The sequence below is a fragment of the Yaniella sp. genome (assembly GCF_030453185.1).
Lineage (GTDB): Bacteria > Actinomycetota > Actinomycetes > Actinomycetales > Micrococcaceae > Yaniella.
Map to the genome: position 1 here is coordinate 1 of NZ_JAKDKW010000035.1, position 24,834 is coordinate 24,834.

Annotated in this window: 25 protein-coding genes; 16 read left to right on the forward strand and 9 right to left on the reverse strand. The window is 57.8% G+C overall.

Translation table 11 applies throughout. The annotated features are described in order from the left end of the window. On the reverse strand, positions 1-500 hold a 500-nt coding region (locus L0H14_RS06770), incomplete at its 3' end, for a nucleoside deaminase (protein ID WP_301421536.1). 150 nt (positions 501-650) lie between these two features. Here L0H14_RS06770 and L0H14_RS06775 point away from each other — a divergent pair. The 3 genes from L0H14_RS06775 (at position 651) to L0H14_RS06785 (ending at position 4,367) form a co-directional block, all read left to right on the forward strand. After that, entirely contained in the window at positions 651-2,054 is a 1,404-nt protein-coding gene (locus L0H14_RS06775) for an NAD(P)/FAD-dependent oxidoreductase (protein ID WP_301421537.1), read from the forward strand. Positions 2,055-2,240: 186 nt separating this feature from the next. Then, complete coding sequence (locus L0H14_RS06780; RefSeq protein ID WP_301421538.1) at positions 2,241-2,777, forward strand: hypothetical protein; 537 nt, start codon at positions 2,241-2,243, stop codon at positions 2,775-2,777. A 114-nt stretch (positions 2,778-2,891) separates the two neighbouring features. Next, positions 2,892-4,367, forward strand: a complete 1,476-nt coding sequence (locus tag L0H14_RS06785) for a hypothetical protein (RefSeq protein WP_301418433.1) — start codon at positions 2,892-2,894, stop codon at positions 4,365-4,367. 95 nt (positions 4,368-4,462) lie between these two features. Here the strand turns inward: L0H14_RS06785 and L0H14_RS06790 are convergent, their stop codons facing one another. Both L0H14_RS06790 and L0H14_RS06795 read right to left on the reverse strand, forming a co-directional pair. Next, complete coding sequence (locus L0H14_RS06790; RefSeq protein ID WP_301418431.1) at positions 4,463-6,094, reverse strand: cation acetate symporter; 1,632 nt, start codon at positions 6,092-6,094, stop codon at positions 4,463-4,465. Next, on the reverse strand, positions 6,091-6,483 hold the full coding sequence (locus tag L0H14_RS06795; RefSeq protein WP_301418429.1) for a DUF485 domain-containing protein: 393 nt from the start codon (positions 6,481-6,483) through the stop codon (positions 6,091-6,093). The genes L0H14_RS06790 and L0H14_RS06795 overlap by 4 nt, the downstream gene beginning before the upstream one ends. Before the next feature lie 245 nt (positions 6,484-6,728). On the opposite strand from L0H14_RS06795, the gene L0H14_RS06800 reads away from it, so the two are divergent. The 6 genes from L0H14_RS06800 to L0H14_RS06825 all read left to right on the forward strand — a co-directional run bounded on the left by L0H14_RS06800 (position 6,729) and on the right by L0H14_RS06825 (position 13,346). After that, complete coding sequence (locus tag L0H14_RS06800; RefSeq protein WP_301418427.1) at positions 6,729-7,460, forward strand: sensor histidine kinase; 732 nt, start codon at positions 6,729-6,731, stop codon at positions 7,458-7,460. Then, positions 7,457-8,224 carry a LytTR family DNA-binding domain-containing protein gene (locus tag L0H14_RS06805; RefSeq protein WP_301418425.1) on the forward strand — a complete coding sequence of 256 codons (768 nt, stop codon included), beginning with the start codon at positions 7,457-7,459 and terminating at the stop codon, positions 8,222-8,224. The genes L0H14_RS06800 and L0H14_RS06805 overlap by 4 nt, the downstream gene beginning before the upstream one ends. Beyond that, positions 8,221-8,721, forward strand: a complete 501-nt coding sequence (locus L0H14_RS06810; protein ID WP_301418423.1) for a hypothetical protein — start codon at positions 8,221-8,223, stop codon at positions 8,719-8,721. The genes L0H14_RS06805 and L0H14_RS06810 overlap by 4 nt, the downstream gene beginning before the upstream one ends. Continuing rightward, positions 8,721-10,214, forward strand: coding sequence for a cation acetate symporter (locus L0H14_RS06815; RefSeq protein WP_301418441.1), 1,494 nt, complete (start codon positions 8,721-8,723; stop codon positions 10,212-10,214). The genes L0H14_RS06810 and L0H14_RS06815 overlap by 1 nt, the downstream gene beginning before the upstream one ends. Before the next feature lie 375 nt (positions 10,215-10,589). Next, complete coding sequence (locus tag L0H14_RS06820) at positions 10,590-12,617, forward strand: HNH endonuclease signature motif containing protein (RefSeq protein WP_301421539.1); 2,028 nt, start codon at positions 10,590-10,592, stop codon at positions 12,615-12,617. A gap of 63 nt (positions 12,618-12,680) precedes the next feature. Continuing rightward, entirely contained in the window at positions 12,681-13,346 is a 666-nt protein-coding gene (locus L0H14_RS06825; protein WP_301418419.1) for a hypothetical protein, read from the forward strand. Positions 13,347-13,380: 34 nt separating this feature from the next. On the opposite strand, the gene L0H14_RS06830 is transcribed toward L0H14_RS06825, so the two are convergent. Next, positions 13,381-14,610: an MFS transporter gene (locus L0H14_RS06830; RefSeq protein WP_301418417.1), complete on the reverse strand. Its 1,230-nt coding sequence runs from the start codon at positions 14,608-14,610 to the stop codon at positions 13,381-13,383. Positions 14,611-14,745: 135 nt separating this feature from the next. Between L0H14_RS06830 and L0H14_RS06835 the strand changes: the two genes are divergently transcribed. Genes L0H14_RS06835 through L0H14_RS06855 form a run of 5 tightly spaced genes read left to right on the forward strand, consistent with a single transcriptional unit; the run spans position 14,746 to position 19,549 of the window. Further along, positions 14,746-15,669: a siderophore-interacting protein gene (locus tag L0H14_RS06835; RefSeq protein ID WP_301418415.1), complete on the forward strand. Its 924-nt coding sequence runs from the start codon at positions 14,746-14,748 to the stop codon at positions 15,667-15,669. A gap of 44 nt (positions 15,670-15,713) precedes the next feature. Continuing rightward, positions 15,714-16,763 (forward strand): iron-siderophore ABC transporter substrate-binding protein, encoded by a 1,050-nt coding sequence (locus L0H14_RS06840; protein WP_301418413.1) that lies wholly within the window; start codon positions 15,714-15,716, stop codon positions 16,761-16,763. Then, positions 16,729-17,751: an iron ABC transporter permease gene (locus L0H14_RS06845; RefSeq protein WP_301418411.1), complete on the forward strand. Its 1,023-nt coding sequence runs from the start codon at positions 16,729-16,731 to the stop codon at positions 17,749-17,751. Before L0H14_RS06840 ends, L0H14_RS06845 begins: the two co-directional genes overlap by 35 nt. Further along, positions 17,748-18,776 carry an iron chelate uptake ABC transporter family permease subunit gene (locus L0H14_RS06850; protein ID WP_301418409.1) on the forward strand — a complete coding sequence of 343 codons (1,029 nt, stop codon included), beginning with the start codon at positions 17,748-17,750 and terminating at the stop codon, positions 18,774-18,776. The genes L0H14_RS06845 and L0H14_RS06850 overlap by 4 nt, the downstream gene beginning before the upstream one ends. After that, complete coding sequence (locus tag L0H14_RS06855; RefSeq protein WP_301418405.1) at positions 18,773-19,549, forward strand: ABC transporter ATP-binding protein; 777 nt, start codon at positions 18,773-18,775, stop codon at positions 19,547-19,549. The genes L0H14_RS06850 and L0H14_RS06855 overlap by 4 nt, the downstream gene beginning before the upstream one ends. Before the next feature lie 16 nt (positions 19,550-19,565). Here the strand turns inward: L0H14_RS06855 and dctP are convergent, their stop codons facing one another. Genes dctP through L0H14_RS06880 form a run of 5 tightly spaced genes read right to left on the reverse strand, consistent with a single transcriptional unit; the run spans position 19,566 to position 23,349 of the window. Further along, positions 19,566-20,579, reverse strand: a complete 1,014-nt coding sequence (gene dctP, locus L0H14_RS06860; RefSeq protein WP_301418403.1) for a TRAP transporter substrate-binding protein DctP — start codon at positions 20,577-20,579, stop codon at positions 19,566-19,568. 15 nt (positions 20,580-20,594) lie between these two features. After that, entirely contained in the window at positions 20,595-21,869 is a 1,275-nt protein-coding gene (locus tag L0H14_RS06865) for a TRAP transporter large permease (protein WP_301418401.1), read from the reverse strand. Continuing rightward, a complete protein-coding gene (locus L0H14_RS06870; RefSeq protein WP_301418399.1) occupies positions 21,866-22,423 on the reverse strand; it encodes a TRAP transporter small permease in 558 nt (185 codons plus the stop codon). Before L0H14_RS06870 ends, L0H14_RS06865 begins: the two co-directional genes overlap by 4 nt. Before the next feature lie 49 nt (positions 22,424-22,472). Continuing rightward, a complete protein-coding gene (locus tag L0H14_RS06875) occupies positions 22,473-22,625 on the reverse strand; it encodes a hypothetical protein (RefSeq protein ID WP_301418397.1) in 153 nt (50 codons plus the stop codon). Then, a complete protein-coding gene (locus L0H14_RS06880; protein ID WP_301421540.1) occupies positions 22,588-23,349 on the reverse strand; it encodes a sugar phosphate isomerase/epimerase in 762 nt (253 codons plus the stop codon). The genes L0H14_RS06875 and L0H14_RS06880 overlap by 38 nt, the downstream gene beginning before the upstream one ends. Before the next feature lie 151 nt (positions 23,350-23,500). On the opposite strand from L0H14_RS06880, the gene L0H14_RS06885 reads away from it, so the two are divergent. Next, positions 23,501-24,256, forward strand: a complete 756-nt coding sequence (locus tag L0H14_RS06885) for an IclR family transcriptional regulator (RefSeq protein WP_301418393.1) — start codon at positions 23,501-23,503, stop codon at positions 24,254-24,256. Positions 24,257-24,299: 43 nt separating this feature from the next. Continuing rightward, positions 24,300-24,752, forward strand: coding sequence for a type II 3-dehydroquinate dehydratase (gene aroQ / locus L0H14_RS06890; protein WP_336621701.1), 453 nt, complete (start codon positions 24,300-24,302; stop codon positions 24,750-24,752). Positions 24,753-24,834: the final 82 nt, after the last annotated feature.

Here is a 24,834-nt window from a genome sequence, read left to right on the forward strand (position 1 = left end):
TAGTGCTGTTCGATACCGTGCAGTGTCATGTGCAACCGTCGAACCTGCTCGGCGAGTTCAGTATCCGGACCGGCCGTTTGGACGCCTGGGGCGACGGCGTTGATCGGTAGCGAAGCAACTGGACCCGCCGGAACGCCCCACTGTTGGTGCCACGCAGCCAGTTGTTCATTACTGGTGGCGTACACGATTCGACCAAGCCCAACCAAAGCGTGGGCTGCCGAACACATCGGGCAGTGCTCCCCGGAAGTGTAGACGACGGCGCTGCCGCGTTGTTGCTCTGTGAGGTGTTCTGCCGCCCAACGGGCAATCTCAAACTCCGGGTGTCGCGTGTGATCCCCGCCGGAGATCCGATTTCGATCAGTGAAGAGTACTTCGCTCTCGGCACTCACCAGTACCGAACCAAACGGTTCATCGCCGTCGTCCAGAGCCTCTCTGGCCAGTTCTACGCATTGCTGCAGATAGTTGCGATCCTGTTGTGTCAGTTCGAAAAAATTCTCCATGTCTCTATGGAAACACGAATCCGGGCGAACGGAAATGCTCTAGGCATGGATTCTTTGTCCTGCTCAACGCTAGACGTGCCCGTGTGGTTGTAGAGAGGATGGAGACAGAAGAACACGCTTTGAACCGTGGTCTCAACTCAAGGAGGACCCATGTCTGCCACTTCTTCAACCACCGCAGAACAAGAATTCGATCTGATTGTGCTTGGCGCCGGGCCGATCGGTGAAACATTAGCGCTCGCAGTCGCAAAACAAGGACTCAAACCTGCCATAGTAGAACACGACCTCGTCGGAGGAGACTGCGCCTATTACGCATGTAAGCCATCCAAAGCGCTGCTGCGTCCGATAGAAGTTGCAGCCACCACCCAGCATCTTCGCGGGGTAGAAAACTCCCATGTGGGGGCCGATGACTTGCTGACGCGTCGCGACGAGCAAGTCTCCAACTACGACGACTCGGGCCAAAAAAAGTCGCTGGAATCAGCCGGTGTGACCGTCGTGCGCGGACATGGGCAACTCAACGGGGAGCGCACCGTAGAAGTGCATGGTAATGATGGCACAACACAGACTTTGCGGACAACCCGTGCGGTCGTGGTCACCACGGGGACCACCGCGAACATCCCACCGGTCTTCGAAGGTATCCCGGTGTGGAACTCGCAAGATGCCACATCGGTGCAAGACGTGCCGGCCCGCCTCGTCATCATTGGTGCGGGAGCGGTAGCGTGTGAAGCCGCCACCTGGATGAATGCCCTAGGTTCGAACGTCACCATGCTGGTGCGCGAAGGCTCACTGATGAGCGGTACCGAACCGTTCGTCTCCGATATTCTGACCGACCAATTCAGTGACGCCGGCATTGACGTCCGCTTTTTCACCGAGGCAACACAGGTTCAACGTCCCGATGGTATGGACCCGGGTCTTGGCAAAGTCAAAGGCGGCACCGTTTCGATTCGAACCTCTGAGGGCGAGACGCTTGAGGCTGAAGAGTTGCTGCTGGCCACCGGGCGCCGTCCCGCACTGGAATCGATCAATCTCGACTCGATAGGTCTTAGCGCCGACGACGTGTTGCAGCAGCGCATACCTGACTGGTTGCATGCGCTGGGTGATGCAGGCGGAAAACACCAGTTGACGCACATGGGCAAGTACCAGGCCAAGCAATTTGCTGCAGCGTTCCTTGACCAGCAGGTGCATGAGCTTGCGATTGAAACACCGACACCGCAGGTAGTCTTTACCGATCCTCAGGTTGCCTCGGTGGGGCTGACCGAAGAAGCCGCCAACGATGCCGGCTACGACGTGGTCACTGGTGAAGTTGATTTCGCTGACGTTGTGGGAGCCGGGTTACTGCGGGACGACGTCGTCGGTAAAGGCAAGGTCGTGGTCGATAAAGCTACCGGTTGTCTACTCGGTGCCACTCTGATGGGACCAGAGACCGGGGAGATGCTCCATGCTGCAACGATTGCGATTACCGGACAGGTATCGGTGTCGACCCTGCAGCACGCAGTACCGGTTTTCCCGACCGCATCTGAGGTCTGGGTTGGCCTGCTTGATCAGGTCATCCAGTAGTACATGACAGGCAATATACCAATGAACCTATCTTTCGTACCGTTAGACCAGAGATACCGATACATGCTGCTGGGCACGAGACGTCGCGGCTTCGGATATTTGGCCATACTGTAGTGATGACAAACCTTCCAGCTTCAAGCACACGTGACAGGGCCAAGTCGTATGCCGCATGAACCCAGGCCGTCGATGCCGCTTACTGCAAAGGTTGCAACCAGCAACCATCTGACCTGGAATATGTGGCTTTGGCTGGTTTGGCTACTGCCTGCGGTCCTGATCGCTATCAAAATGTTCGCACCCGGGGGGCAGGAGAAACTGTTTCTCATGCTCCTGTCGCCGATAATTATTCTGTTGGCCGGGCTGTTGGGTTGGTTGCCACGATTCGTGCTGAAAAAACGGGGGTTCGGGTATTCGCCCAGCGGTGTGAGCGCCGCCTTCGCTGTCCACTGGTGGGCGTTTAGTCTGTGTGTCCTTGGTATCGACGGGGCAGATCATATGGGGCCGATCCCCTCGCCCCTCAGTCTGGCGATGCCATTTCTGGGTGACGAAATAGGCAGTGACGTCGTGCGGCTCAGTATGGCGGTGACCGGACTCAGTTACGCAGCTCTGGTCGTGCTTGCTATCTTCACCCCGGTCAAAACGCAGCAGCGCCGTGCTTCGTGGACTGCGTGGGTCGCGGTGGCAGTCACTCCGCTGATTCTGATCGGGCTTGGGGCTCTCATCTAAAAGGTTCATCCTTTCTGAATCGTCCCGCTGCGCAGGGCGTTACGCGGGGCACATCTTTGCCATAGGCGCGCCGTTCACCGCAAATTTCCCGGGTATTTTTGGTACCGTCACCTTATGACAGATTCGACGTCGCGGTCTCACGACCCAGATTTTCAAGACATGCTGGCCCAGTCCGGCGTGCAGCACATGCCGGAGCAAGGTGATGAGCTCATGCAGCAGCTCGCTCCGTTGTTGTCCGCAGACGGCATTGATGTAGACAACCTCGGCGACGTCGATCCGAGCCAGCTCGAGACCGCCATGGCTCGTGCTATTGAACGCCACAACTTGGAGCTGATGACCCCCGTGAGTGATGAACGAGCACGCACTATTAATACGTTGCGAGATATTTCGCAGGCACTAGATGCCCAACAACATGACAGGGCCGTGGAAATCCTCGGAAGTATTGGTCCGGAGGCGGCCGAAGGCATCCCTAGTGCTGGGCATGTGACCGGTGTTGCCATGGAATCCCTCGATGCCTGGTACGCCAACGGTGCCTTGCAGACCGGCTCGGCCCGGGTATCCCAGCGCGAGGCGCCACGTTCAGTTCGGAACATTACACCGGACGTGGAAGCACTAGCGCGCAAAGGCCGCGCGTACCGTTCCATCGGAAGCTTACTGCGCCGTAACCCAGAATCTGCGGTGGTCGGCGCAAGCGCCTACATGGTGGCCGCAGCCGTCGCTGCAATGGCCGAGCATCGCCAAGCCTCCTTCGATGATGTTTTGAACGAGCTGTTACCCGCACAGAAAGTCGCTGACGCACCTGCGGCTAAACCAGCGGCTGAGCCTGCTGAGGAACCAGCGGCCAAGAACGCACCGGCCAAGGAAGCCCCAGCAGAGCAGCCGAAAGCTGCAGCAAAAGCCGAGGACAAGGGCGTCAACACTGCTGCCGCATCAGGCGATCAGAACGATCCAAAGTCCCGGTACACTGCGATTGTCGAAACCCGCTTCATGGCAGGAGTCAAAGAGTTCCAGCAGTGGATGGGCGACTCGCATCCCGTCACCGGCACCGGACTACCCAAGCGCGCTGATATCCAAGACGTTGCTGCCACCATCGGCATCGAGGCGGAAGGCGTTGCGAAAAAACAGGACCCAGCAGAAGCGTCTGCATCGGATTCTGATCTCAGCGTCCCGGCCGGTACCCAGCCGACCCGATATGTGCAATCCGCCCAGGCCATCCCGGAACTCATGGCCTTCCTTGAAGCCCTGCAGGCATCCGAACTCATCGCAGTACTCTCAACCAAAGTGCAACCCGGCGCTCGTGCGCAAACCTTCGGGTTCGAAGACTTCGATCAGGTCGCTGCTGCTGAAGAACTGGTAGCTGACTACGTCCGTGAAACCCTGACCTACGCGACCGAAGGCGATGCGGCGGCACGCACCGCGCAGTTCGCACTGGGTAACGGCACTGACGTTGACGAGACGCTCATTCCACGGCTGCGTCAGCTGGAATCCATGGACCTGATTGAGATCCAGAACGGCAGCGTCGTTATTCCGGCACCACTCAGTGCCGCCGTAGGCAATGGCCTGGAGCAAGCCGCACAACATACTGCCTAGCCTGTCGTACCTTCCAACAAACCGGGTCCCCGCATTCGTAATGAATACGGGGACCCGGTGTTCTGTGTTGTTCTTAGTTTTTTAGAAGGTTCGCATTAGTGGTCGGTCGCTTCCTCTGCGCCAACACCGGTGAGTGAACGAACTTCCATTTCGGCCTGTTTGCTGACGTCTTCGGCAACTTTCGACGTCTTCGAACCGATCCAGCCCAGCAGGAAGGACAGCGGAATCGAAACGATACCGGGGTTCGTCAGCGGGTAGAGCGCCAGATCCGCGTCCGGGAAGAACGAGGACTCGGCGCCCCACAGGACCGGCGAGACCAAGATCAGGCCGATAGAGGATCCTAAACCGCCATACATAGACCACAGGGCACCGCGCGTGGTGAACCCTTTCCAGAACAGCGAGTAGATGATGGTCGGCAGGTTCGCTGAAGCGGCAACAGCGAAGGCCAGCGCAACTAGGAACGCAACGTTTTGGCCCTGAGCGCCGATACCGCCAAGGATTGCCAGCAAACCAACGACGACGACGGTCGCACGTCCGGCTCGCATCTCTCCCTTGGTATCGAGCTTGCCTTTCTTGATGACCTGACCGTAGATATCGTGTGCAAACGATGCCGATGCGGTAATGGTCAGACCAGCAACGACCGCTAGAATGGTTGCGAAGGCGACCGCTGCAATCACTGCGAGCAACAGGGAACCGCCGAGTTCATAAGCCAACAGCGGTGCCGCAGAATTCTCCCCGCCCGGAGCGTTCTTGATCGCCTCGGGCCCGACAATGGCTGCCGCGCCGAAGCCAAGCACCAGGGTGCACAGGTAGAAGCCGCCGATGAGCCAGATGGCCCAGACCACAGATTTCCGGGCCTCTTTCGCGGTTGGGACGGTGTAGAACCGCATCAACACGTGTGGCAGACCGGCGGTACCAAGCACCAGTGCAAGACCAAGCGAGATGAAGTCCATCTTGGTCAGTGTCGATTCGCCGTACTGCTGGCCTGGATCCAGGATGTCAGTGGTACCGGCAACCGAAGCTGCCTCGCCCATGATTGCCGAGAAGTTGAATCCGAACAGTGCCAGCAGCCAGACGCTCATAATGCCCACACCAATGAGCAGCAGGGTGGCTTTGATGATCTGCACCCAGGTGGTGCCTTTCATACCGCCGATGAAAACGTAGAAGATCATCAAGATACCGACGACGGCGATGACCAGAGACTGGCCGATACCGGAATCGATACCCAATAGCAGTGAGACCAGCGCGCCGGCGCCGGCCATCTGGGCCAACAGGTAGAAGACCGAGATGGCCAGTGTTGAGGTGGCTGCGGCAATGCGGACTGGGCGTTGCCGTAGGCGGAAGCTGAGCACATCGGCCATCGTAAATTTACCCGTGTTGCGCAGCATCTCGGCTACTAGCAGCAGTGCGACCAGCCAGGCGACGAGGAAGCCGATCGAGTACAGGAATCCGTCATAACCATAGATTGCGATGGCGCCAACAATGCCCAAAAACGAAGCCGCTGAGAGGTAATCTCCGGCAATCGCCGTACCGTTCTGGGTGCCGGTAAATGAGCGCCCGCCGGCGTAGAAGTCTGTTGCTGTCTTCGTCTTTTTTGAGGCGCGCAAGACAGCAAAGAGTGTGATGGCCACAAAGATGAGGAAGATGGCGATATTTACCCAGGGGTTACCCACCTCGGTGGAGAGGCCCTCTTCGGCCTGAGCGTTGAGTGTAGCTAGAAGTGTCATGACTGTTCTCCTGACCCCTGATCCGAAGTTGCGTAACCGGCGTTGTCAGTTAGCTCTTCTTCGATCCCGGCACCTGCGGAGTCCATGGATTTGCGAAGATCGGTGGCAAGGGGGTCGATCTTGCGGTTCGCGTAGGACACGTATGCGCCGGTGATGATGAATGTGGTGACGAACTGGGCGAGTCCCAGGATGATGCCTAGGTTGATATTGCCAAAGACCTGGATCGCCATGAACTCTGGGGCAAATGCCGCCACGATGACGAATGCCAGGTACCAGATCAAGAAAACGACGGTCAGGGGGAATACGAAGCTGCGTTGTGTGCGCCGCAGAGTCTGGAATTGGTCGGAACGTTGGACTGCTTGGAAGTCCGAATAGTCGGTGGTACTCATGTTGATCCTCCAGGGTGGAGCTTGGATAGCGATCTCATGAAGCACACGGTAGTGGTGTGACGGGGGTCACGAAATGCCGCTGCTGGGAAACTGCGCTAAGCGGCACTGTCTGTGAGTTGAGCGGTTTTGCGGATCGATAAAGTGGTGGCAATCACCTAGCATGGTGATATGTTCAGGTTGTTTTTGTGTTCTCGTGCGCTGGCCGCCCCGGCGCCATCTGACGTTTTCAGGTGGCATGTCACGTGATGCTGCGAAGAAAATCTCGCCGTCGGACGCCAAACCCCGAACCGGACTATCAGCAACTGGTGCAGCTGACCCGCGAACAGCTCATCGAAGCTCAGTTGCGAAGCCTGCGCTCCCAGATATCACCACACTTCATTTACAACTCGCTCAACGCCATCGCAGGGTTGATCCCCACCGATCCGTCACGTGCGCGCGAATTGCTCGTCGATTTTGCTGACTTCACCCGGTACTCACTGGGCACTGAGGGCGACTTCACCACACTCGAAGATGAACTGACCGCGGTTGAACGCTATGTGGTATTAGAGAAGGCTCGCTTCGGATCGCGATTGCAAGTCAGCCTCGATATTGCACCGGAAGTGCTCGGGGTGGAAATTCCGTTTCTCAGTGTTCAGCCGCTCGTTGAAAATGCGGTTCGGCACGGCATGTATAACTCAGATCGTGACGGCCATGTATTCGTTCGGGCTAAAGACGTTGATACATTTTCCCAGATCAGTATTGAAGATGGCGGCGTTGGGGCGGATCCGGAGTACATGGCCAAAGTGATGAGTGGCCAAGCTGAAAGCACCCACGTGGGACTGCGCAATGTGGATCTGCGTCTACGCCAAGCGTACGGGGCCGACCACGGGCTGCAAATTGAGACACAGCTCGATGCAGGCATGAAAGTCTCTATGCGCATTCCTAAATTCAAGGCACCCTCGCACTTCATGCCACCAATGACCGCGGGGCCCGCATGAGCGCACATGTGCCGGGACTGCAGGTGTTGGCGGTCGATGACGAAATGCCAGCGGTGGAACAAATGCGGTGGTTGCTCGAGGTCGACCCGCTGGTCTCCGCGGTGCAAACCGCCACCAACGTCGCTGAAGCACGGCATATCCTGGCCGAGGGGAATATCGACGTCGTGCTGCTAGATATCCACATGCCCGGCCCCACCGGGATGGATTTAGCTCACGAGCTACGTCGCGCAAACAGCGGGGATACCCCACATGTAATCTTCGTGACCGCCGACGCCCGCCCCGCCGTCCACGCATTTGAATTGGACGCGCTCGATTATCTATTGAAGCCCGTCCGCCCCGCTCGACTACACGAGGCGTTGCGAAAAACCCTGACTCGAGTCGATACCGGGCCCATTGAGCAGGTGCCCGAGCAGGGCAGGGTTGCGGTGCAGCAAGGATCGCAACAGGTGTTCATCCCCATCCGCTCCATTCGATGGGCGCAAGCCCAAGGAGATTATGCTCGGATCCATACCGCTGACGAGTCCTATCTGCTGCGTATCTCGCTCGCCGGAATCGAAGAGGACTGGGCGACGTATGACTTTGTACGCATTCACCGGTCACACATCGTGAACCTCAACTTCGCCACCAAAATCGTCCAGCAAGACGGTCGCATGTGTATTCACATTGACGCTCACGAACTGCCGGTCAGCCGCCGATTGATGCCACAGGTTCGCCAGCGCCTCAAGCAGCTAAATTTCCGATCGGTTTCCCGGAGTGATGGATGACCCGTCGGCGCCAACCCGAAGACGACATTCCCGAAGACGACCTCCCCGCCGACGACGACTTCGTGCTTGACCTCATTCGCGAACCCGAAGCGCCACAGGAGGTCCCCGAGAGTATTCGCGCCATGCGTGCCCGACGCGTCGAAGTCCACATGCCAACGGGCGCGCCCAGCGTCAAAGAAGTACTGCTGAATCCGGCTGAACCCTCCGGCAGCGTCCAGTCCTCGCGAAGGATGCTCCGGCGGCTCATGCGTGCCCAACTGCGCCTCGGTGTCACCCTGATCTCGTGGTTTTTCGGTTTGGTCGTCGTCGTGAACATCGCCTTCCACTTCAGCCCCGCCCTGGCATCGTTCACCATCGCCAGTGTCCCGTTGGAATGGCTGATTCCCGCCGGCGTCTTCATCCCGCTGCTCATTTTCCTGGGCTGGTTTTACGTTCGTCGAGCCACCGCCAACGAACAAGCTCTTGAGCCACAGCCCACACAGGAGGTGCACCAGTGATGCACGATCCCCTCCTGGTCCTCGGATCCATCGGCCTAGTCTGCGCGGTGACCATCACCATCAGCGTGCACGGGCTACGTCGCAGCCGTACCACCCGCGACTTCTATGTGGCATCACGCCGGGTGCCGCCTTGGATGAACGCATCCGCCGTCGCCGGAGAATATCTTTCGGCCGCAAGCTTCCTCGGCGTTGCCGGGCTCATCATGGCCTACGGTACCCACGGACTATGGTTTCCGGTGGGCTACACCGCCGGCTTCCTATCACTACTCGTCTTCGTGGCAGCGCCGCTACGGCGTTCGGGTGCGTACACCATCCCCGACCTCATGTCGTTACGTTTTCCATCAAAGATTTTGCGGCGGCTGACCGCCATAATCGTCGTGTTTACCGGCTGGCTCTACATCGTCCCGCAACTCCACGGGGCGGCCATCGCGCTGTCGGCGACGACGGACCTGCCCGCCTGGCTCGGGCCCGCGATCGTCATCCTTGTCGTCCTGCCCACCGTGGTCTCCGGCGGGATGCGTTCCGTCACGCTGGCTCAGGCTGTGCAATACTGGTTCAAACTTTCCGCGCTCTTCATCCCAACCGTATTCATCGTGCTGCGCTTGGGGGTGGGAGACGCCAGCTTCATTCCCGATCTCGCCAACGCCTTCGAAGTCCAGCTCGTCAACGACACTCAGTCCAGCACCTACCGCACCATTTCGTTAGTCGCGGCACTGATGCTCGGCACGCTCGGGCTGTCACATGTGTTGGTGCGTTTCTATACCAATCCCGACGGCGGCACCGCTCGGCGAACCACTGTCTTGCTCTTGGGCCTCCTGGCAGGTTTTTACGCGCTGCCGATCATCCTTGGCATCGTCGCACGCGCGGTGCTGCCTGAACTTGGGCAGAGCGCTAGTACCGATACGGCCCTGCTTCAACTTCCCTCCGCCCTCTTTAGCGGCCTGACAGGCGACCTGCTCACCGCCCTGGTTGCCGGCGGTGCGTTTGCCGCTTTCCTGTCGACTGCCTCCGGGCTAGTTGTGTCCATTTCCGGCGTCGTCTCCCAGGAATTCTTCGGCGGCACCGTGCGCGGCTTCCGCGTTGGAGCGATCCTGGCGATGGTGCTGCCCATCGTGGCCACTTTCGTCACCACAGGCCTCGCGCTGGCAGGCGCTGTTGCCATGGTATTCACCTTCACGGCGTCATCATTAGCGCCCGTTGTACTGCTTGCCATTTGGTGGCGCGGGCTCACAGTAACCGGTGCTGTCTCCGGCATGGTCACAGGCGGAGCCATGTCACTCGCCGCGCTGCTCGCAGGACATCTGCTCGATGACGCGGGCCTGACGATGGCTGTGCTGCAGTATCCGGCGCTGTGGGTCGTTCCGTTGGTTCTTGTGGTCACCATGTTGGTATCAGCCCTGGGGTCGCAGCGCCCACCCGAGAATACTGACGAGGTCCTCGCACGCCTGCATCTACCTGAATCGCTGAAGCAGGGCACAACGCAATCCTCCTAGCGGTGGCGTTAAATAGCGCAGACTTTTCTCCTTTTGCGTCCGCGTTGTTCTGCGGTGCCACGAAGTGGTGGCAGAGTCCTGAGAGTCCTGAGAGTCCTGCTAGCCCCGTGGGGCGCCATGAAGTGCGTCGCGACGAGTTATCCACAAAACTCGCGACACGGGCCCGCTAATTATCCTCGTATGATAAACGACAATAAAATACATGTAAGAGCACAAAAAGTACAATTAAGATTACTGAAAGTATTGAATTGAAGGCTCAGCTGCGGTAGAATAGTGGTAATACCCGATCAATACTTCCAACGTTTATTTTCCTGCCATTCGAGGTCGTTCACTACTGTTTAGCTAGCACGTCTATTGCGTCGAGAGGGGCCCGCCTTGGATCAAACGCCGATCTTCACCAATCGCGGCGCTCCGGTGTCCGTGGACGCGATCAATGAGGACCTGATTGACGACATGAGCCTGGGCGAGCTGGCCTACGCGCGTGCGCTCTTCAGCCAAAAATTCTCTGAGCGACTCTCGCAGCCAGACGCCGAGAACGAAGTAGCACTCTATCGAAAAACGTCAGGCGCTGACTGGTCTGGTTTTGCATCGCAAAACAAGTCTCAGAACGACGAGGAGACATCTGCGGAGGAGCCAATAGCTCCTGATAATTATGTCGACACCCTGCCGGCCATCACCTCGTTGATGGCACAACATGATCGAGCAAACGATGCGGCGATGACCAACCTAACGCGACTACTGCAGATCGCTCAGAAGGATCAAACCGCCTATATGGGAGTTCCTGAAGGAGTCAGAGGATTCCGCGATGTCAGCGAAATCATGCGCACGCAACTGCGGATGTCGGGGCACAGGGCTAAACGATTACAGATGCGAGCGAAATATGTTTCCCACGCCGTCGATGCAGATCGAACTGCAGCCGGAGCAGGGCCCACGCTACCTAACATCGCGGCGTCGTATGCTTCCGGAAACATCCCGGGGGAGAGCTTGGATCGAATTGCTGCCTTCGATGAGGACCTGACCAAGTATTCTGCTGCGGTCGGAAGACCGCTTGATTACAAAGACCAGGTTATTCAAGCATTTGAGCCCACCCTACTGGAGGCTGCTGAGTCTGCATCGCCGGAAGAGCTATCACAGGCTCGCCAGAGGTGGACGGAGCAAGTCGTGCACCATATAGATGCAGATGGTCCGCCGCCAACAGAAGCGTTTAAGAAGAAACCAGATAATGCACTGCACTTACGGTCTCATGACGATGGCTCAGCTACAGCGTCGATGCACATGGACCCGGCCTGGGCGGCAGTCCTTAAAGAATTTTTGAATACGAACCTGAATTATAAAGGCAACAAGCCTTTATTGCCGGAGAACATCGAAAATCTCTACGAAGCAATGGCGGATGCCAAAACCTCGCAAGACACTCCAAGTACAAAGAGTCGACAGCATGCCGAGGAATCGAAAACAGAAGGTTCACAACCGCAACAGGGACCGTCGACGCGAGAAGAAAAGTTAGCAGCATTCCACGAGATGCTGGGGTCACAGCCCGACATCGACGACCGTGTTCCAAGCCAGATTGAAGCCAGCCTTCCGCAACCATTCGCAGCCGACACGGTTATTGCCGAAGATGAGCGCGGGAATGAATACACGCGGCAACAAGTCGATTGGATCGACAAACTCACTCGACCTCAACGCGCCGGAGCAATACTCCTGGGCGCAGTATATTCAGTGATGAGTATGCATCCAGACGAAGCGGCAGCCAAGCGGGCACATGGGGCGCCAGCAAAACTCGTAATTGTTCAAGACATCCAGACAGCACATGTGACCTTAGGCCTGCCGGCACTACCTCAGGCAGTGCGGAGACCACCTGGGCCGACTGGTATTTTGCCTCCTATAATCAGTCGACCAAATCCAAATGATTATAACCATCCAGGGCCTGCACCAGGTGCTGAAAATGAATTCACTGGGTACGCCAACCCAGTGCCTTGGACAGCGTATCAATCAGAAGCCGTCAACATTGGCCCGATACACCCGGGGCATCTTGGGCCGACGCTGTGTGACGCGGAGCTGGTCGGACAAATATGGAACGGACGGGACATCGTCCTGAACGAATATCGTAGCAAGAGACTGTTCACCACAGCTCAACGCAAAGCGATCTTGGCGCGCGACAAGGGCTGCCAAGCGCCCGGTTGTATTGTGCAAGCAACATACTGCCAATGCCATCACATCGAAGAATGGTCCGAGAACGGGGAAACCAACGAAAATAACTCCATCACCTTGTGTCCGGCACATCATCCCGACGTGCACGATGGTAAATGGACTATACGAAAGATTAATGGTGTGACGTATTTTCAACCGGCCAAATGGCTTGACCCCGACCAGCCATTACTCAGAAACCTGTATTGGAACGCATAGCCATAACTCGCGTCGATCCATTTTAAGTCTGATTTCGTCCTACGAGGCTGGTACTGTCAGCATATGAATAATGCGAAGCCCCCTTTTGATGAAGCGGATGACGCTGATCTGCTTGCACGGATGCAACGTGACCCTGAGATAATCGACGAGGTCTTGGAACAATTAAAGCCCCTACTTGCAGCCGATGGCATCGACACACAAAATCTCCCCAACGTTGATCCCAATGAACTGCATGCTGCCATGACTCGGGCAATCGAACGTCATCAAATGGAAGCACATACTCCTGTCGGGGATGCACGTGCATTGACGGTAGCCACTGTGCGAGACCTGTCCGAGGCGCTTCATTATCACAAACCAGCGCAGGCGGAACAGCTCTGGCAATCCCTGAAACTGGAGCCAACACCAAATCTCCCGAGCAGTAGCCACGTCATGGGCCTGACGCTGGAAACGCTCGACTCGATATACACCGATACGAAGTTGCGGACAGCACTCGGAATCGTGCGCCTGCCAGAACTCTCAGATGCCACACGAGCGGCAGCCCAGGATATTCAGAGGTCCGCGATGCAGGGGCGTGCATTCAACTCGCGGGACGTTATGGTATCTACGCACACCACACGCAAAGTAGGGCGAGCTGCGATATGCCTGTTTGCGTCAACGGCGACAGCCATATCTGAACACAGCAAGCTGCAATACAGCACAGTCGTTGAGCAACTACTGGAGCCCGCGTGAGCTTTGCGAGGCTCTGAGTCGTGCAGCGATAAAATTATCTAGCAGGCAGTTGCCGGCGTCGCAAGAAAAAGGTGGGGACCCAGACCCCAACTGCAGCTAAGGCGAGCGCAGTTCCCGCTAGCGCAGGGGCCGAATAGCCGAATCCTGCTGAGATGACCATCCCACCGATTGCAGCACCGGCGGCATTGGCAAGGTTCAACGCGGAATGATTCAGAGCAGCCGCAAGGGTTTGGGCATCGCCGGCGACGTCCATCAACCGGATCTGTAAGCTCGGGACCAGACTAGTGCCAAAGAAGCCGACCACACCAAAGTTAATCACTCCCAGCACCGGGTGTGTGGACGTGAAATAGAACGCCGTGAGAGTGGCTGCGATCATAATCAAGGCGAACAGTATGCCAAACTCCAAGTTACGGTCGGCCAGACGGCCACCGAACCAGTTGCCCGCGACTGAACCGATGCCATAAACCATCAACACCAACCAAATTAAAGACGGATTTAGTCCCGCACGTTCGGTCATGGTCCACGAAATGTACGTGTAGACGGCGAACATACCACCGAAGCCGACCGTTCCCATCGCCAAGGTGAGCCATACCTGACTGCGTTTCAAGGCACCGAGCTCGGTAGCAGGGTTCGTGGGGCGCATCTTCGTCATATGCGGCATCAAAAACCACAGGGCGCCGATCGTCGTCAGGCCGATTAATGCGACTAAGGCATAAGCGGCAGGCCAACCGAGTGCTGCGCCTAATGCTTGAGCGGCGGGTACCCCAACAACGGTGGCAACGGATAAGCCCATACTGATAAATGCCACGGCTCGACCACGCTGGGCGATGGGTGCCATCGATGCCGCAGAGAGGCCGGCGACTGAGAAATACGCGCCGTGGGGGAGACCTGCAATAAACCGGGCAATGAGGAGTACTTCGTAATCGCTTGCGAAAACAGAGAGTCCGTTTCCGATCGTAAACGCAGCCATCAGAATCAGCAGGAGTCGCCGTCGTGGGATCCTACCGGTCAGTGCAGTAATGAGTGGCGCACCAACGACCACACCGAGGGCATAGGAGGTGATGATCACGCCGGCGGTGTCCTCGGTGATTTGGAAGTCCTCGGCGATCATGCTGAGCAGCCCCATTGAGACGAATTCAGTGGTGCCGATGCCAAAGGCTCCCAGGGACATCGCCAACATGACGATCAGGCGACGTTTTTCGCTGATTTCAGTCTGGCGGGGACGCGGACGTCGTTGGAGAAATTTGGGCTTTGAGGAGTGCACAACGAGTCAGTGTAACAGTGACTGGTGAAAAACATTTCTTTTAGGGTAGGCTAACCTCATTACAAGTCGCATAGCTGCCTTATAGGCATGCTGTGGCTGATCGCAGCCATTACATCCCCACTGCAAGGAGCTGCCATGATGCGTGGTGCCCACGGCCCGGTTCGCGGAATCGTTGAATCCGTTGAAGACCTTTCCCCAACGTTCCGCAGGATCACGTTTTCAGGTCCCGAATTGCATGCGCTGGCCACCGAGGGTCCGTTTTATGATCAACGAATCAAGCTCATCTTGCCCAACGCAGCCGGTGCACTGCCGCGCATCCCCGAGTCAGAAGACTGGTATCAACAGTGGTTGGCCCTACCGGATGATGAGCGCGGAATCATGCGCACCTATTCGATCCGGGACTTGACCCGGCAGGACAACGTCACCCGTCTCACCGTGGATTTTGTGCTCCACTTCGCCGATGACGGTTCGACCGGTCCGGCTGCAGCTTGGGCTGCAGGAGCCGAAGTGGGATCTGAACTGTTGTTGGTTGCGCCGCGGCACGGAGAACCACAATCCGGCATTGAATTTTCACCCGGTCACGCCGATGCAGTGGTGCTGCTTGGGGATGAATCTGCGGCACCTGCTATTGCTCGGATCGTTGAAGACCTTAAAGCATCTACGGCTGCACCCCGGGTGTGCGCCTACATCGAAGTTCCCGAAAACGTCGATCAACTGACCATCGATGCTCCCGGAAACGCCGAGGTCACCTGGTTGCCCCGCGGTGAAGCACAGCCGGGAGAATCACTGGCCGATGCCCTGGGCTGGCACGTCCATGACGAACCTGAAGCGTCAGGCGAGGACGCGGATGATCTGCTGTGGGAGACCCCAGTTTTTTCGGCATCTGGTGAAGACCTCGCTGAGGTTGCCGCACCACGGTCTGGCACGTACTACTGGATTGCCGGTGAGAGCGGCGTCATCAAAGGTTTGCGCAGGTTTTTGGTGCGTGAGGTTGGCGTTGACCGCGCTCAGGTGGCCTTCATGGGGTACTGGCGGCACGGCGTTGCCATGCGCGGCTAGGAAACGGCCGCCTCGTATTGTTATTGCACATCTCAAGGAGAACCATGAAAACTTCCACGGCAACCAGCCTGCATCGACGTTGGCGCAGCGCATTGGCCATCGCGTTTACCGCGAGCATGGCCCTGAGCGCGTGCTCGGGTGGCGACGACGCCGGTGACGCCGCGTCGGGCAACGGCGATTGGGAACCGGTGACGATCGACAGCGCGCTGGGCACGGCCACGATTGAAGAAGAACCGGAACGCATCGTGACACTCGGACAGGGCTCGACAGAAACCGCCATCGCACTGGGCACCACGCCGGTGGGCATGGAAGAGTACACGTGGGGCGCCGATGACTCGGGGTATTTGCCGTGGATCCAGGAAGAAGTCACCGAACGCGGTGATGAGTTGCCAGAACTGTTTACCGGGGCGACCGAGCTCGATGTGGAAGCCATTTTGGAGCTGGAACCGGACCTGATTTTGGCGCCGTGGTCGGGTGTGACTCAGGAACAGTATGACTTGCTTTCCGATATTGCTCCGACCGTGGCATACCCGGAGCAACCCTGGACGATTGAATGGGAACAGCAAATCGAGATTATCGGTGAAGCAATGGGCCAGGAAGAAGAAGCCCAGGGCCTGATCGATGACATTGACGCCCAATTCGAAGAGGCCCGAAACGAGGATTACGAGGACGTCACGTTCTCCTATATTTACAACTCTGGGCCGGGCACACTGGGCGTGTTCTACCCTGATGAGCAGCGTGTTGCCATGGTCTCGGCACTCGGGCTGACGCCGGATCCGGTGGTCGAAGAGTTGCGCGCCGACTACGATGCTCCGGGCACTCAGTCGGCACTGATCGGTTTGGAAAATGCCGATAAACTCTCGGACTCGGATCTGATTTTCACGTTCTATATGGACGAAGCCAATCGTGAAGAAACTGAAGCCCAAGACCTCTACGCCGGCATCCCGGCGGTAGAAAATGACGCGATAGTGGCCTCCGACGATCAAGCGTTCGTCACGGCGTCGTCGATGATCAACCCGCTGACCGTCCCGTGGACATTGGAACGGTACGAGCCGATGATTGACGAAGCGATCGAAAACGCAGAACAAAACTAACGCCACCATGCGCCGAGCCATCATCCTCGCCGCCCTGGTTATCGCTCTGGGGGCAACCTGTCTGATCAGCCTGTTCCTCGGCAGTCGGCCCAACGGTGTTTCTGACGTCGTGGCCGCGCTGTCGTCTACCGGCGATGCCTACCTCACCAGTGTGGTGGATTCACGTATCCCACGCACCGTGATGGGGGCAATCGTCGGAGCAGGGCTTGCAGTCTCAGGCACCCTGATCCAGGGCATTACCCGCAACCCGCTGGGAGAGCCGGGCATCCTGGGTATCGGGGTCGGTGCTTCGGCGGCGGTAGTCACCGGGACCGCCCTATTGGGTGCGCTGGGTGCCACTTCAACGATGTTCTTTGCCCTCATCGGCGCGATTCTTGCGGTGGTCATTGTGTTGGCACTTGGCGGTCGGTCCTCGGCGCGAGGTATTGTGCCGCTGATTCTGGCGGGTGCTGTTATTTCGGCGGTCCTGTACGCCTATATTAACGCCATGGTGCTGCTGAACCCCACGGTGTTTGATTCCTACCGGTTCTGGATGGTCGGTTCACTGGCCGGCGTCGAATTGGCACAACTTGGCCAAGTCGCCGTGCCACTCCTGGCGGGACTCGTGCTGGCCTTGGTCATTGGCCAGGGCTTGAACGCACTGGCGCTCGGCGATGAAACCGCGATCTCACTGGGCTTTCGGGTCGGACAAACCCGGCTGATCGGCATTATCGCGGCCGCCCTGTTAGCAGCGGCGGCCACCGCGATCGCCGGACCCATCAGCTTTATCGGGCTGGCCGTGCCACACATTGTGCGGGCTATGTTTGGCGATGACTTCCGCTGGCGCATCCCGGCCGCCGTCGTCGGTGGTGCACTGGCGCTAGTCGCCGCTGACATACTGGCGCGCGTCATTATTCGGCCACAGGAACTTATGGTCGGGATCGTCACCGCTTTTATTGGTGCACCATTCCTCCTGGCTGCTGTGCGCCGCGGAGCGGTGATGAAATGACCGTTCAGATGTTCCACGTGGGCGAACACATCGCTCTGAGTTACCGACGTCGCAGCGTGCTCATTTGGACGGCGATGACGGCGTTGATCCTGTCGCTGGCTGCCGCAACGTTGATGCTTGGCAAACTCGGGCTCAGCCCTGCCGACTTCGTTGACATTCTGAGCGGCGAAGCCAGTACCGCGACCGAATTCGTGTTGCAGCGTGTGCGCGGGCCCAGGGTGCTGATCGCCATTATGGCCGGTGCTGCGTTCGGGCTCTCCGGTGCGCTGTTCCAGAACGTTACCCGCAATCCGCTGGGCAGCCCGGATGTGCTCGGCCTGGCCGCGGGCGCTGGGGCCGGGGTTGCCGTGGCGTCCCTGGTGCCGTGGGCGATTCCGGCACCGATCGGCGCCCTGGCCGGTGCGGGCAGCGCGATCGGTCTGGTCATCCTGTCCACCGGCAGCGGTCTGTCGTCGACGTCGAAAGTGATTATCTCGGGCATTGCGGTCGCTGCCATTGCCACCGCCGTCACCCAATTCGTGGTCACGGCAACCCTGCGTGATGAAGCCAGCCGACTGGCCGCCTACCTCGTGGGCAGCCTGAACTCGCGAGATATGGGTCAGGCGGGCCTCATCGCTGTCACCCTGGTGCTAGCCTTCCCCGTCATCCTCTGGCTCGCGCCGCGTTTGCAGCTGATGGAACTGGGAGACGAACTGACCACCTCGTTGGGCGGCAAGGCAACCACAACGCGCACCCAGGCGATCCTGGTCGCCGTCGTACTGGCCGCCATGGCTGTTGCGGTAGCCGGCCCCATCGCCTTCGTGGCACTGATGAGCCCGCACGCAGCCCGCATGCTCACACGAACATCAGGCCCCAACCTCGTGGGCAGCGCCTTGACGGGAGCAATGCTCATGGTGTTGGCGGATCTGGCGGTCCAACAGATCCCGCTCGTAGAGGACCTGCCGGTAGGCATTATCACCGCCGGCTTTGGCGGGCTGTTTTTGGGGTACTTGCTGCTGACTGAATTTAGGAAAGGACAATCGTGACCGGACTGACCGCAACACGTCTGAGCGTTGGCTACGGAGCCGATCCGGTGTTATCCGATTTGGACTTCACCGTGCCAGAAGGTCGATTCACCGCCGTCATTGGTCCCAATGGCTGCGGCAAATCGACGCTGGTGAAATCTCTGTCGCGTGTGCTCACCGCCGAGCCAAGCATGGTGCAGCTTGAAGGTAAGCCGTTGCAGAAACTCAAACCGAAACTGCTTGCCCAACGCATCGCGCTATTGCCGCAACATCCCGTGGTGCCCGACGGCGTGACCGTCGCCGGGCTCGTGGCACGGGGACGCTACCCGTATCATCGACCACTAAAACAATGGTCCGCCGATGATCCCCAGGCCATCGCGCAGGCTCTGGAAGACACCGGTATGACGGCTTTCGCCGATTTCCCGATCGATGAGCTCTCGGGTGGGCAACGCCAACGTGCCTGGTTGGCCATGGTCTTAGCGCAACAAACCCAGTACGTTTTGTTGGATGAGCCGACGTCGTTTCTGGATATCTCGCACCAGATCGAAGTCCTGCGCCTGTGCCGCCAGATCACCGCGAATGGACGCACGGTGCTGGCGGTACTCCACGACCTGAATCAGGCCGCCCGCTACGCCGATCAGCTGGTGGTCATGCACCGTGGGAGCATTGTGGCTCAAGGCGCACCCCACGATATTCTGACCACCGAGCTGATCACCGACGTCTTCGGGATGGAATCCATGATCGGATCCGATCCTTGGAGCGGGACACCGATGGTCGTGCCCGTCACGGATTAGTCGGGGATCCGCGACGTCAGCTCTCGTCCGCTACGGAACGAATGCTTTCCAGCGTCTCGAGTTCGCCGTCACTGAGGTTGTTTTCTAAGTACTCGAGTGTTTGCTCACGGAATGCTTCTCGATCTACGTCGTCAACAACGACCGGGGAGCCCTGTTCAGCCCAGCGGGTGAGCACTTCCTCTTCCTCAGCTTCGGCGCACGTACGGTTTTCACTGCGCGTTTGCGTCACTGAGATGTGGAGCTGTTCCTGCTGCTCGGCTGAGAGCCGCTCCCAGGTTTCATCGGCGACAACCACCAGCTGGCTGCCGACGGCGTGCCGCGAGAGGCTCACGTAGTCGACCACTTCGTCGAGACTGTTCTGGGCGGTAAATGCGATCGGGTTTTCTTGACCATCGGCGATGCCCTGCTGCAACGCCATGTACACTTCCTCGACCGCAACGGCAACGGGTTCCACACCCATGGCGTCAGCAGACATCAAGTGGGCCGGCGAGCCTGGATACCGGATCCGGAGCCCATCGAGATCAGCCGGTTCGCGAATGGGCTGATTCGCTGAGAAGGTTCGGTCGCCCTGGTACCAAATATCCAGTACCTTGACCCCGGTTTCCTCCTCGAATTCGCCGATGACCTCATCGGACTCATCGCTATCAAACCAACGGAACAGGTGGTCTGGCCCGTCAAAAACATAGGCCATGTCGAGCACACCGATCGGTTCGTGGACTGAGGCCAGCGCTGAACTGCCCTGCAGGTCGATGTCGATATCGCCGTTCATCATCGACGTGAAACGATCAGCGTCACCACCCAGTTGCGATGACGGGTAGGTATCGATCTGGACGTCCACGTCGTTCATGTCCTGCTGCACAAGCGCAGTACCGCAGGCGTTATGCGGGTGATCCAGCGTATAGGAGTTCGCAAACGACAACTGTTCGGAACCTTGCGTTGCGAAATTATACAGCGACGGCATACCAACCAGTGTGGCACCAACGAGCACGGTCCCTGCCGCGAATGCGCCCCAACTTTTCTGATTTTTCATAATATTTTCCGCCTCTCAGAATCCCAGCAGATTCGGAACGAAGGTGACGATGGCAGGGACGAAGGTCAACAACAGCAGCACCAGAACCATTGGGATCAAAAATGGTGCGACTCCCTTGAACACGGTCTCCACCGGTGTGCGCAGCACCGAACTCATAACGAACAGCACGCTGCCGACCGGCGGCGTGAGCAGACCAATCATCAGGTTCAGAATCATGATGACGCCGAAGTGGACGGGGTCCACCCCGAATTCGACGGCAATAGGTAGCAGCACCGGAACCGTGATCAGAATGACCGCGGTCGCGTCGATGAACGCCCCCAAAATGATCAACAGTACATTGACCGCAAGCAAGAACAGGATTGGGCTGGAAATATTCGACGTCATGAAATCTGCCAGGTTTTGAGGAACTTGTTCGCGGGACAGCACCCAACCTAATAGGGAAGCGGCGGCGATGATGAGCATGATCGAGCCCGTCGTCACGGCTGTTTCACGCAGTGCATTGAGGACGCCCTTGAACGAGAGGGTGCGGTAAATAAAGCCCAAGGCCAGAATGTAGAGCACACCGATTGCGGCGGCTTCGGTAGGCGTGAAGAACCCGCCCAGGATGCCACCGAGGATGATGACGGGCGCCAAAATGGGGCCTATGACGCGAAGCGATGCGGCTTTAATCTCTTTGGCAGACCGCGGGGATTTCTTCAGTTCACTATGTTTGCGAACGTAGAGGTAGACCGTTACCAACAGGGCAGCCGCCAGCAGCAATGCCGGGAGGACGGATGCAGCAAAGAGCGCACCGGTTGAAACGGTTGCTACCGAGGCGAAGATCACCGCTGGGATCGAGGGTGGCATCGTCGGAGAGATGAGTGCTGCTGAAGCCGTCAGGCCGGTAGAGAACCCGCGATTGTATCCGGTCTTTTGCATGGCTGGAACCATAATTTTGCCCAGTGCCGCAGAGTCGGCCAGGGCGGAACCAGACATCCAGGCGAAACCGACGCTTGATGCCACATTGACATAGCCGAGGCTTCCGCGAACCCGACCCAGCAGCGCTAGCGCGAAGTCAAAGATCCGGTCAGCAATGCCTGCGTAGTTCGCAAGGGTACCCAAGAGGATAAACAGCGGAACGGCAAGCAGCGGGAAACTAGCGGTGCCTTCGGCGGCAATCCGCATGGCAAAGCCGGGGGAGTTGCCGGACATCAACATATACATCAGTGACGGGCCTAAGAAGGCCAGACCGACGGGAACTCGAATGATCAACAGTATCGCAATGGCGACTGCGAGGAGGAGTAGGCTCATAGCTGGTCCTCCAGTTCAACATCGGACGGTTCTTCGACCGGTACAAGATTCTCTTCGGGCGCGTAGACGATATTGAACAGCGCTTGAAGTGTTGCCGAAGAAAATGCCACCAGGGGAATGAGGTAGAGCACCCACAACGGGATCCCAGTAATTGCCAGGGTCTGTTCCGTATCAGCGGTGACGAGGGCAAAAGATTCCTGTGCGAAGGCCGCGCAGCACATTGCCACGATTACAGAAGAAATGATGACGACCAACCTGCGGGAGCTCTCCGACCCGACCTTGAGGATGACATCGATGCTAATGTGCCGTCCCTGACCAACCAGAGAGCCCACCATGAGAAAGGTCAGTGCCATCAGCGAATAGCGCGACAGCTCACCGATCCAGGGCGAGGTTGCCACCGGCAAATAGCGCTGGAGTACCTGGACGCTGATCAACACCAGGATGAAAAGTATGAGTCCAGCGCCAAGAAACTCTTCGAATTTCTGTAACGCCTTGAGTGCTCTGGGTCGCGGTCGCTTCCCCATGATGTCGAAAGGCTCGACTGCGTGCTCCATGGCACAGCCCCCTTGTGAATAGTTGTGAATTGTGAATAAGAATTGAGTTTTAGAAGAGTCGGTGTTGTTGCTCGTGGAGGTCCTGGGCAGCTAACCGCACGGCGGCGTTGCCGGGACCGTAGTCCTGATAGGCGCCCTTGCGCTGGACCAGTTCGATGAATAATTCACCGAACGTCCCGGTGTAGTGAATGTAACCCGTCAACAGCGGTGATGCTGGGGACAGTTTCGCGGAACACATCATTGAAGATTTCTAGTGACAGTGGCCCAGAGTAGCCGGCTGTCGTGAGGTGGGCCATGAACCCCACGGTGTCGAAACTGCCTTCTCCGGGGAACACGCGGTGGTGCGACCACGGCAGCAAATCCATGCCCAGATCTGGGGCATCGGCCTGCTGCACAAAAAAGATTTTGTCTCCGGCGATGTCGGTGATCCGCGACGGATCATCGCGCCGGGAGAGGAAATGAAATGAATCCAAGCAGATCCCCAGATTGGGGTGGTTCGCTTCGTGAACGAGTTGCCAGCTATGCCAATAGGTGTTGACAAACGTGCCCCAGGCCAGTGCTTCATAGGCAATCCACATGTTGTACCGCGAGGCTAATTTTGCAGCACGGCGCAGCTGATCCGCAACGACCTCGTCGTCGTCGTCGATGGTGGCTGTACCAGCGTTGGAGGGAACCAAGATCAAGTCCATATCGAGTTCTTGCATAAGCTGGAATTTTGCTTCCAACCGTGCCAGATTGTTGACGAAGAGGTCTTCGGTGACACCTTCGAGATCTCGGAATGGTTGGTGCAGGTCGAGGGTCAGTTCTATGGGACGGTTCACTAAGCGGAGGCTGAGGGCAGCACCTTTTTGTCCGTGCATAGGTGGCGTCAGTGAGTGCCGGACGCCGTCACCTATCAACCCCAAAAGGTAACTTTGCTGTCCCATAATCCGTTCACCTCGCCTGAGTTGCCATTATATGGCAACTGTTATTGAATGATGATAAGGTAACTATGGGGCACTTCACAGGAGTGTGTCAAGGGGCACTTGGGCATTGCGCGAGTGCCGCAAGTTGGAACTGCGATTCTGGGAGGCTTATGTGAGCGGTGGAAGTTCAACATTGATCAAGGGGTTGGGCCTTCTGAGACTGATGAGTCAGTATCCTCAAGGGGCTCCTGCCGCGGTTTTTGCAAAAGAATCTGGTATGCCGTTCTCAACCGCATACCGGTTGCTGAATACACTGACGGATGCCGGGTATGCCGAATTCGACGCAACAACCAAACAGTATCGGGTTGGCCTGACAGTATTTGAGCTGAGCCAAAGGGTCGCGTCGGCGCGTGGTTACAACGGTTCTGTCATCCCGGTGCTCAAAACACTTTCTGCGGCGACTAACGAGTCGTGTCTCTTTTCCGTGCGCGACGGCCATGAAACCGTCACCATCCACACGGTCGATGGCCCAGAATTCCGTCAGACCACTGACCCCGGTGATCGTCTGTCGCTCCACATGTCATCAATGGGGAAAGCCATCCTGGCGGCACTGCCAGAAACTGAAGTCCAGCAGCTTGTGTCAGGGATGCAATTTGAAGCTCGCACAGAGCACACTGCTGTTGAGCCAGGCCGTCTCCTTGAACAAATTGCTGCCGGTCGCAAAGATGGCTACGTGTACCAGCGAGAAGAAGTCGATTTGGGCATGAACGCTATCGCCAGAGCCGTTGTCGGGCCAACGGGTGCAGTCCTGGGGGCGGTAGCCATTGCAGCCCCGCTGTTCCGCGCTGATCGGGACCAGCTAATGACATACCGCGAGGCATTAGCTGAAGCCAGTCAGCGATTAGCCGCTACACTTCCGACTGTGTAGTTTTCACCGTGACTTGCTGACGTGACGAAATGAAGGAATGAGCATGACCAAGATATATGTGTTGAATGGACCAAACCTCAATCTGCTGGGTGTTCGTGATCCGGCGATATACGGCAGCGAGACCCTGTCAGACGTTGCGGATCGCTGTGCTGCAGTTGCCACCGAATGTGGGTTTGAACTTGATTTTCGGCAGTCGAATCACGAGGGCGAGCTTATCGATTGGGTCCACGAGGCCGGACGCGAGGTGGCGGATGGGAAAAGTGTCGGCGTCGTGCTGAATGCGGGCGCATACACGCACACTTCGGTGGCGCTGGCTGATGCCATTTCTGGACTCAGCGTGCCGACCATCGAGGTGCATATTTCTAACGTGCACGCTCGGGAAGCATTTCGGCACCAGTCGTACCTCTCGGCTGTAGCCTCCGGCGTCATTGTTGGACTTGGCACATATGGTTACGAAGCAGGGATCCACGCTCTAGCACATCGCGAAAAACGCTAAGCTCTCGATGCCACCGCCGGCGAGTGGCGATTAGCGCATTACCAACAGACTCTGGTCCCCGCAGGCAGCGAATTAGGCTAAC

Bases quoted from the DNA above. Each gene is read 5' to 3' on its own strand.
- L0H14_RS06850 (WP_301418409.1), top strand. From the start codon at position 17,748: ATGACCGTTCAGATGTTCCACGTGGGCGAACACATCGCTCTGAGTTAC.
- L0H14_RS06840 (WP_301418413.1), top strand. From the start codon at position 15,714: ATGAAAACTTCCACGGCAACCAGCCTGCATCGACGTTGGCGCAGCGCA.
- L0H14_RS06865 (WP_301418401.1), bottom strand. From the start codon at position 21,869: ATGAGCCTACTCCTCCTCGCAGTCGCCATTGCGATACTGTTGATCATT.
- L0H14_RS06815 (WP_301418441.1), top strand. From the start codon at position 8,721: ATGCACGATCCCCTCCTGGTCCTCGGATCCATCGGCCTAGTCTGCGCG.
- L0H14_RS06790 (WP_301418431.1), bottom strand. From the start codon at position 6,094: ATGACACTTCTAGCTACACTCAACGCTCAGGCCGAAGAGGGCCTCTCC.
- L0H14_RS06810 (WP_301418423.1), top strand. From the start codon at position 8,221: ATGACCCGTCGGCGCCAACCCGAAGACGACATTCCCGAAGACGACCTC.
- L0H14_RS06800 (WP_301418427.1), top strand. From the start codon at position 6,729: ATGCTGCGAAGAAAATCTCGCCGTCGGACGCCAAACCCCGAACCGGAC.
- L0H14_RS06805 (WP_301418425.1), top strand. From the start codon at position 7,457: ATGAGCGCACATGTGCCGGGACTGCAGGTGTTGGCGGTCGATGACGAA.
- dctP (WP_301418403.1), bottom strand. From the start codon at position 20,579: ATGAAAAATCAGAAAAGTTGGGGCGCATTCGCGGCAGGGACCGTGCTC.
- L0H14_RS06870 (WP_301418399.1), bottom strand. From the start codon at position 22,423: ATGGAGCACGCAGTCGAGCCTTTCGACATCATGGGGAAGCGACCGCGA.
- L0H14_RS06795 (WP_301418429.1), bottom strand. From the start codon at position 6,483: ATGAGTACCACCGACTATTCGGACTTCCAAGCAGTCCAACGTTCCGAC.
- L0H14_RS06780 (WP_301421538.1), top strand. From the start codon at position 2,241: ATGCCGCTTACTGCAAAGGTTGCAACCAGCAACCATCTGACCTGGAAT.
- L0H14_RS06880 (WP_301421540.1), bottom strand. From the start codon at position 23,349: ATGGGACAGCAAAGTTACCTTTTGGGGTTGATAGGTGACGGCGTCCGG.
- L0H14_RS06785 (WP_301418433.1), top strand. From the start codon at position 2,892: ATGACAGATTCGACGTCGCGGTCTCACGACCCAGATTTTCAAGACATG.
- L0H14_RS06775 (WP_301421537.1), top strand. From the start codon at position 651: ATGTCTGCCACTTCTTCAACCACCGCAGAACAAGAATTCGATCTGATT.
- L0H14_RS06825 (WP_301418419.1), top strand. From the start codon at position 12,681: ATGAATAATGCGAAGCCCCCTTTTGATGAAGCGGATGACGCTGATCTG.
- L0H14_RS06835 (WP_301418415.1), top strand. From the start codon at position 14,746: ATGATGCGTGGTGCCCACGGCCCGGTTCGCGGAATCGTTGAATCCGTT.
- aroQ (WP_336621701.1), top strand. From the start codon at position 24,300: ATGACCAAGATATATGTGTTGAATGGACCAAACCTCAATCTGCTGGGT.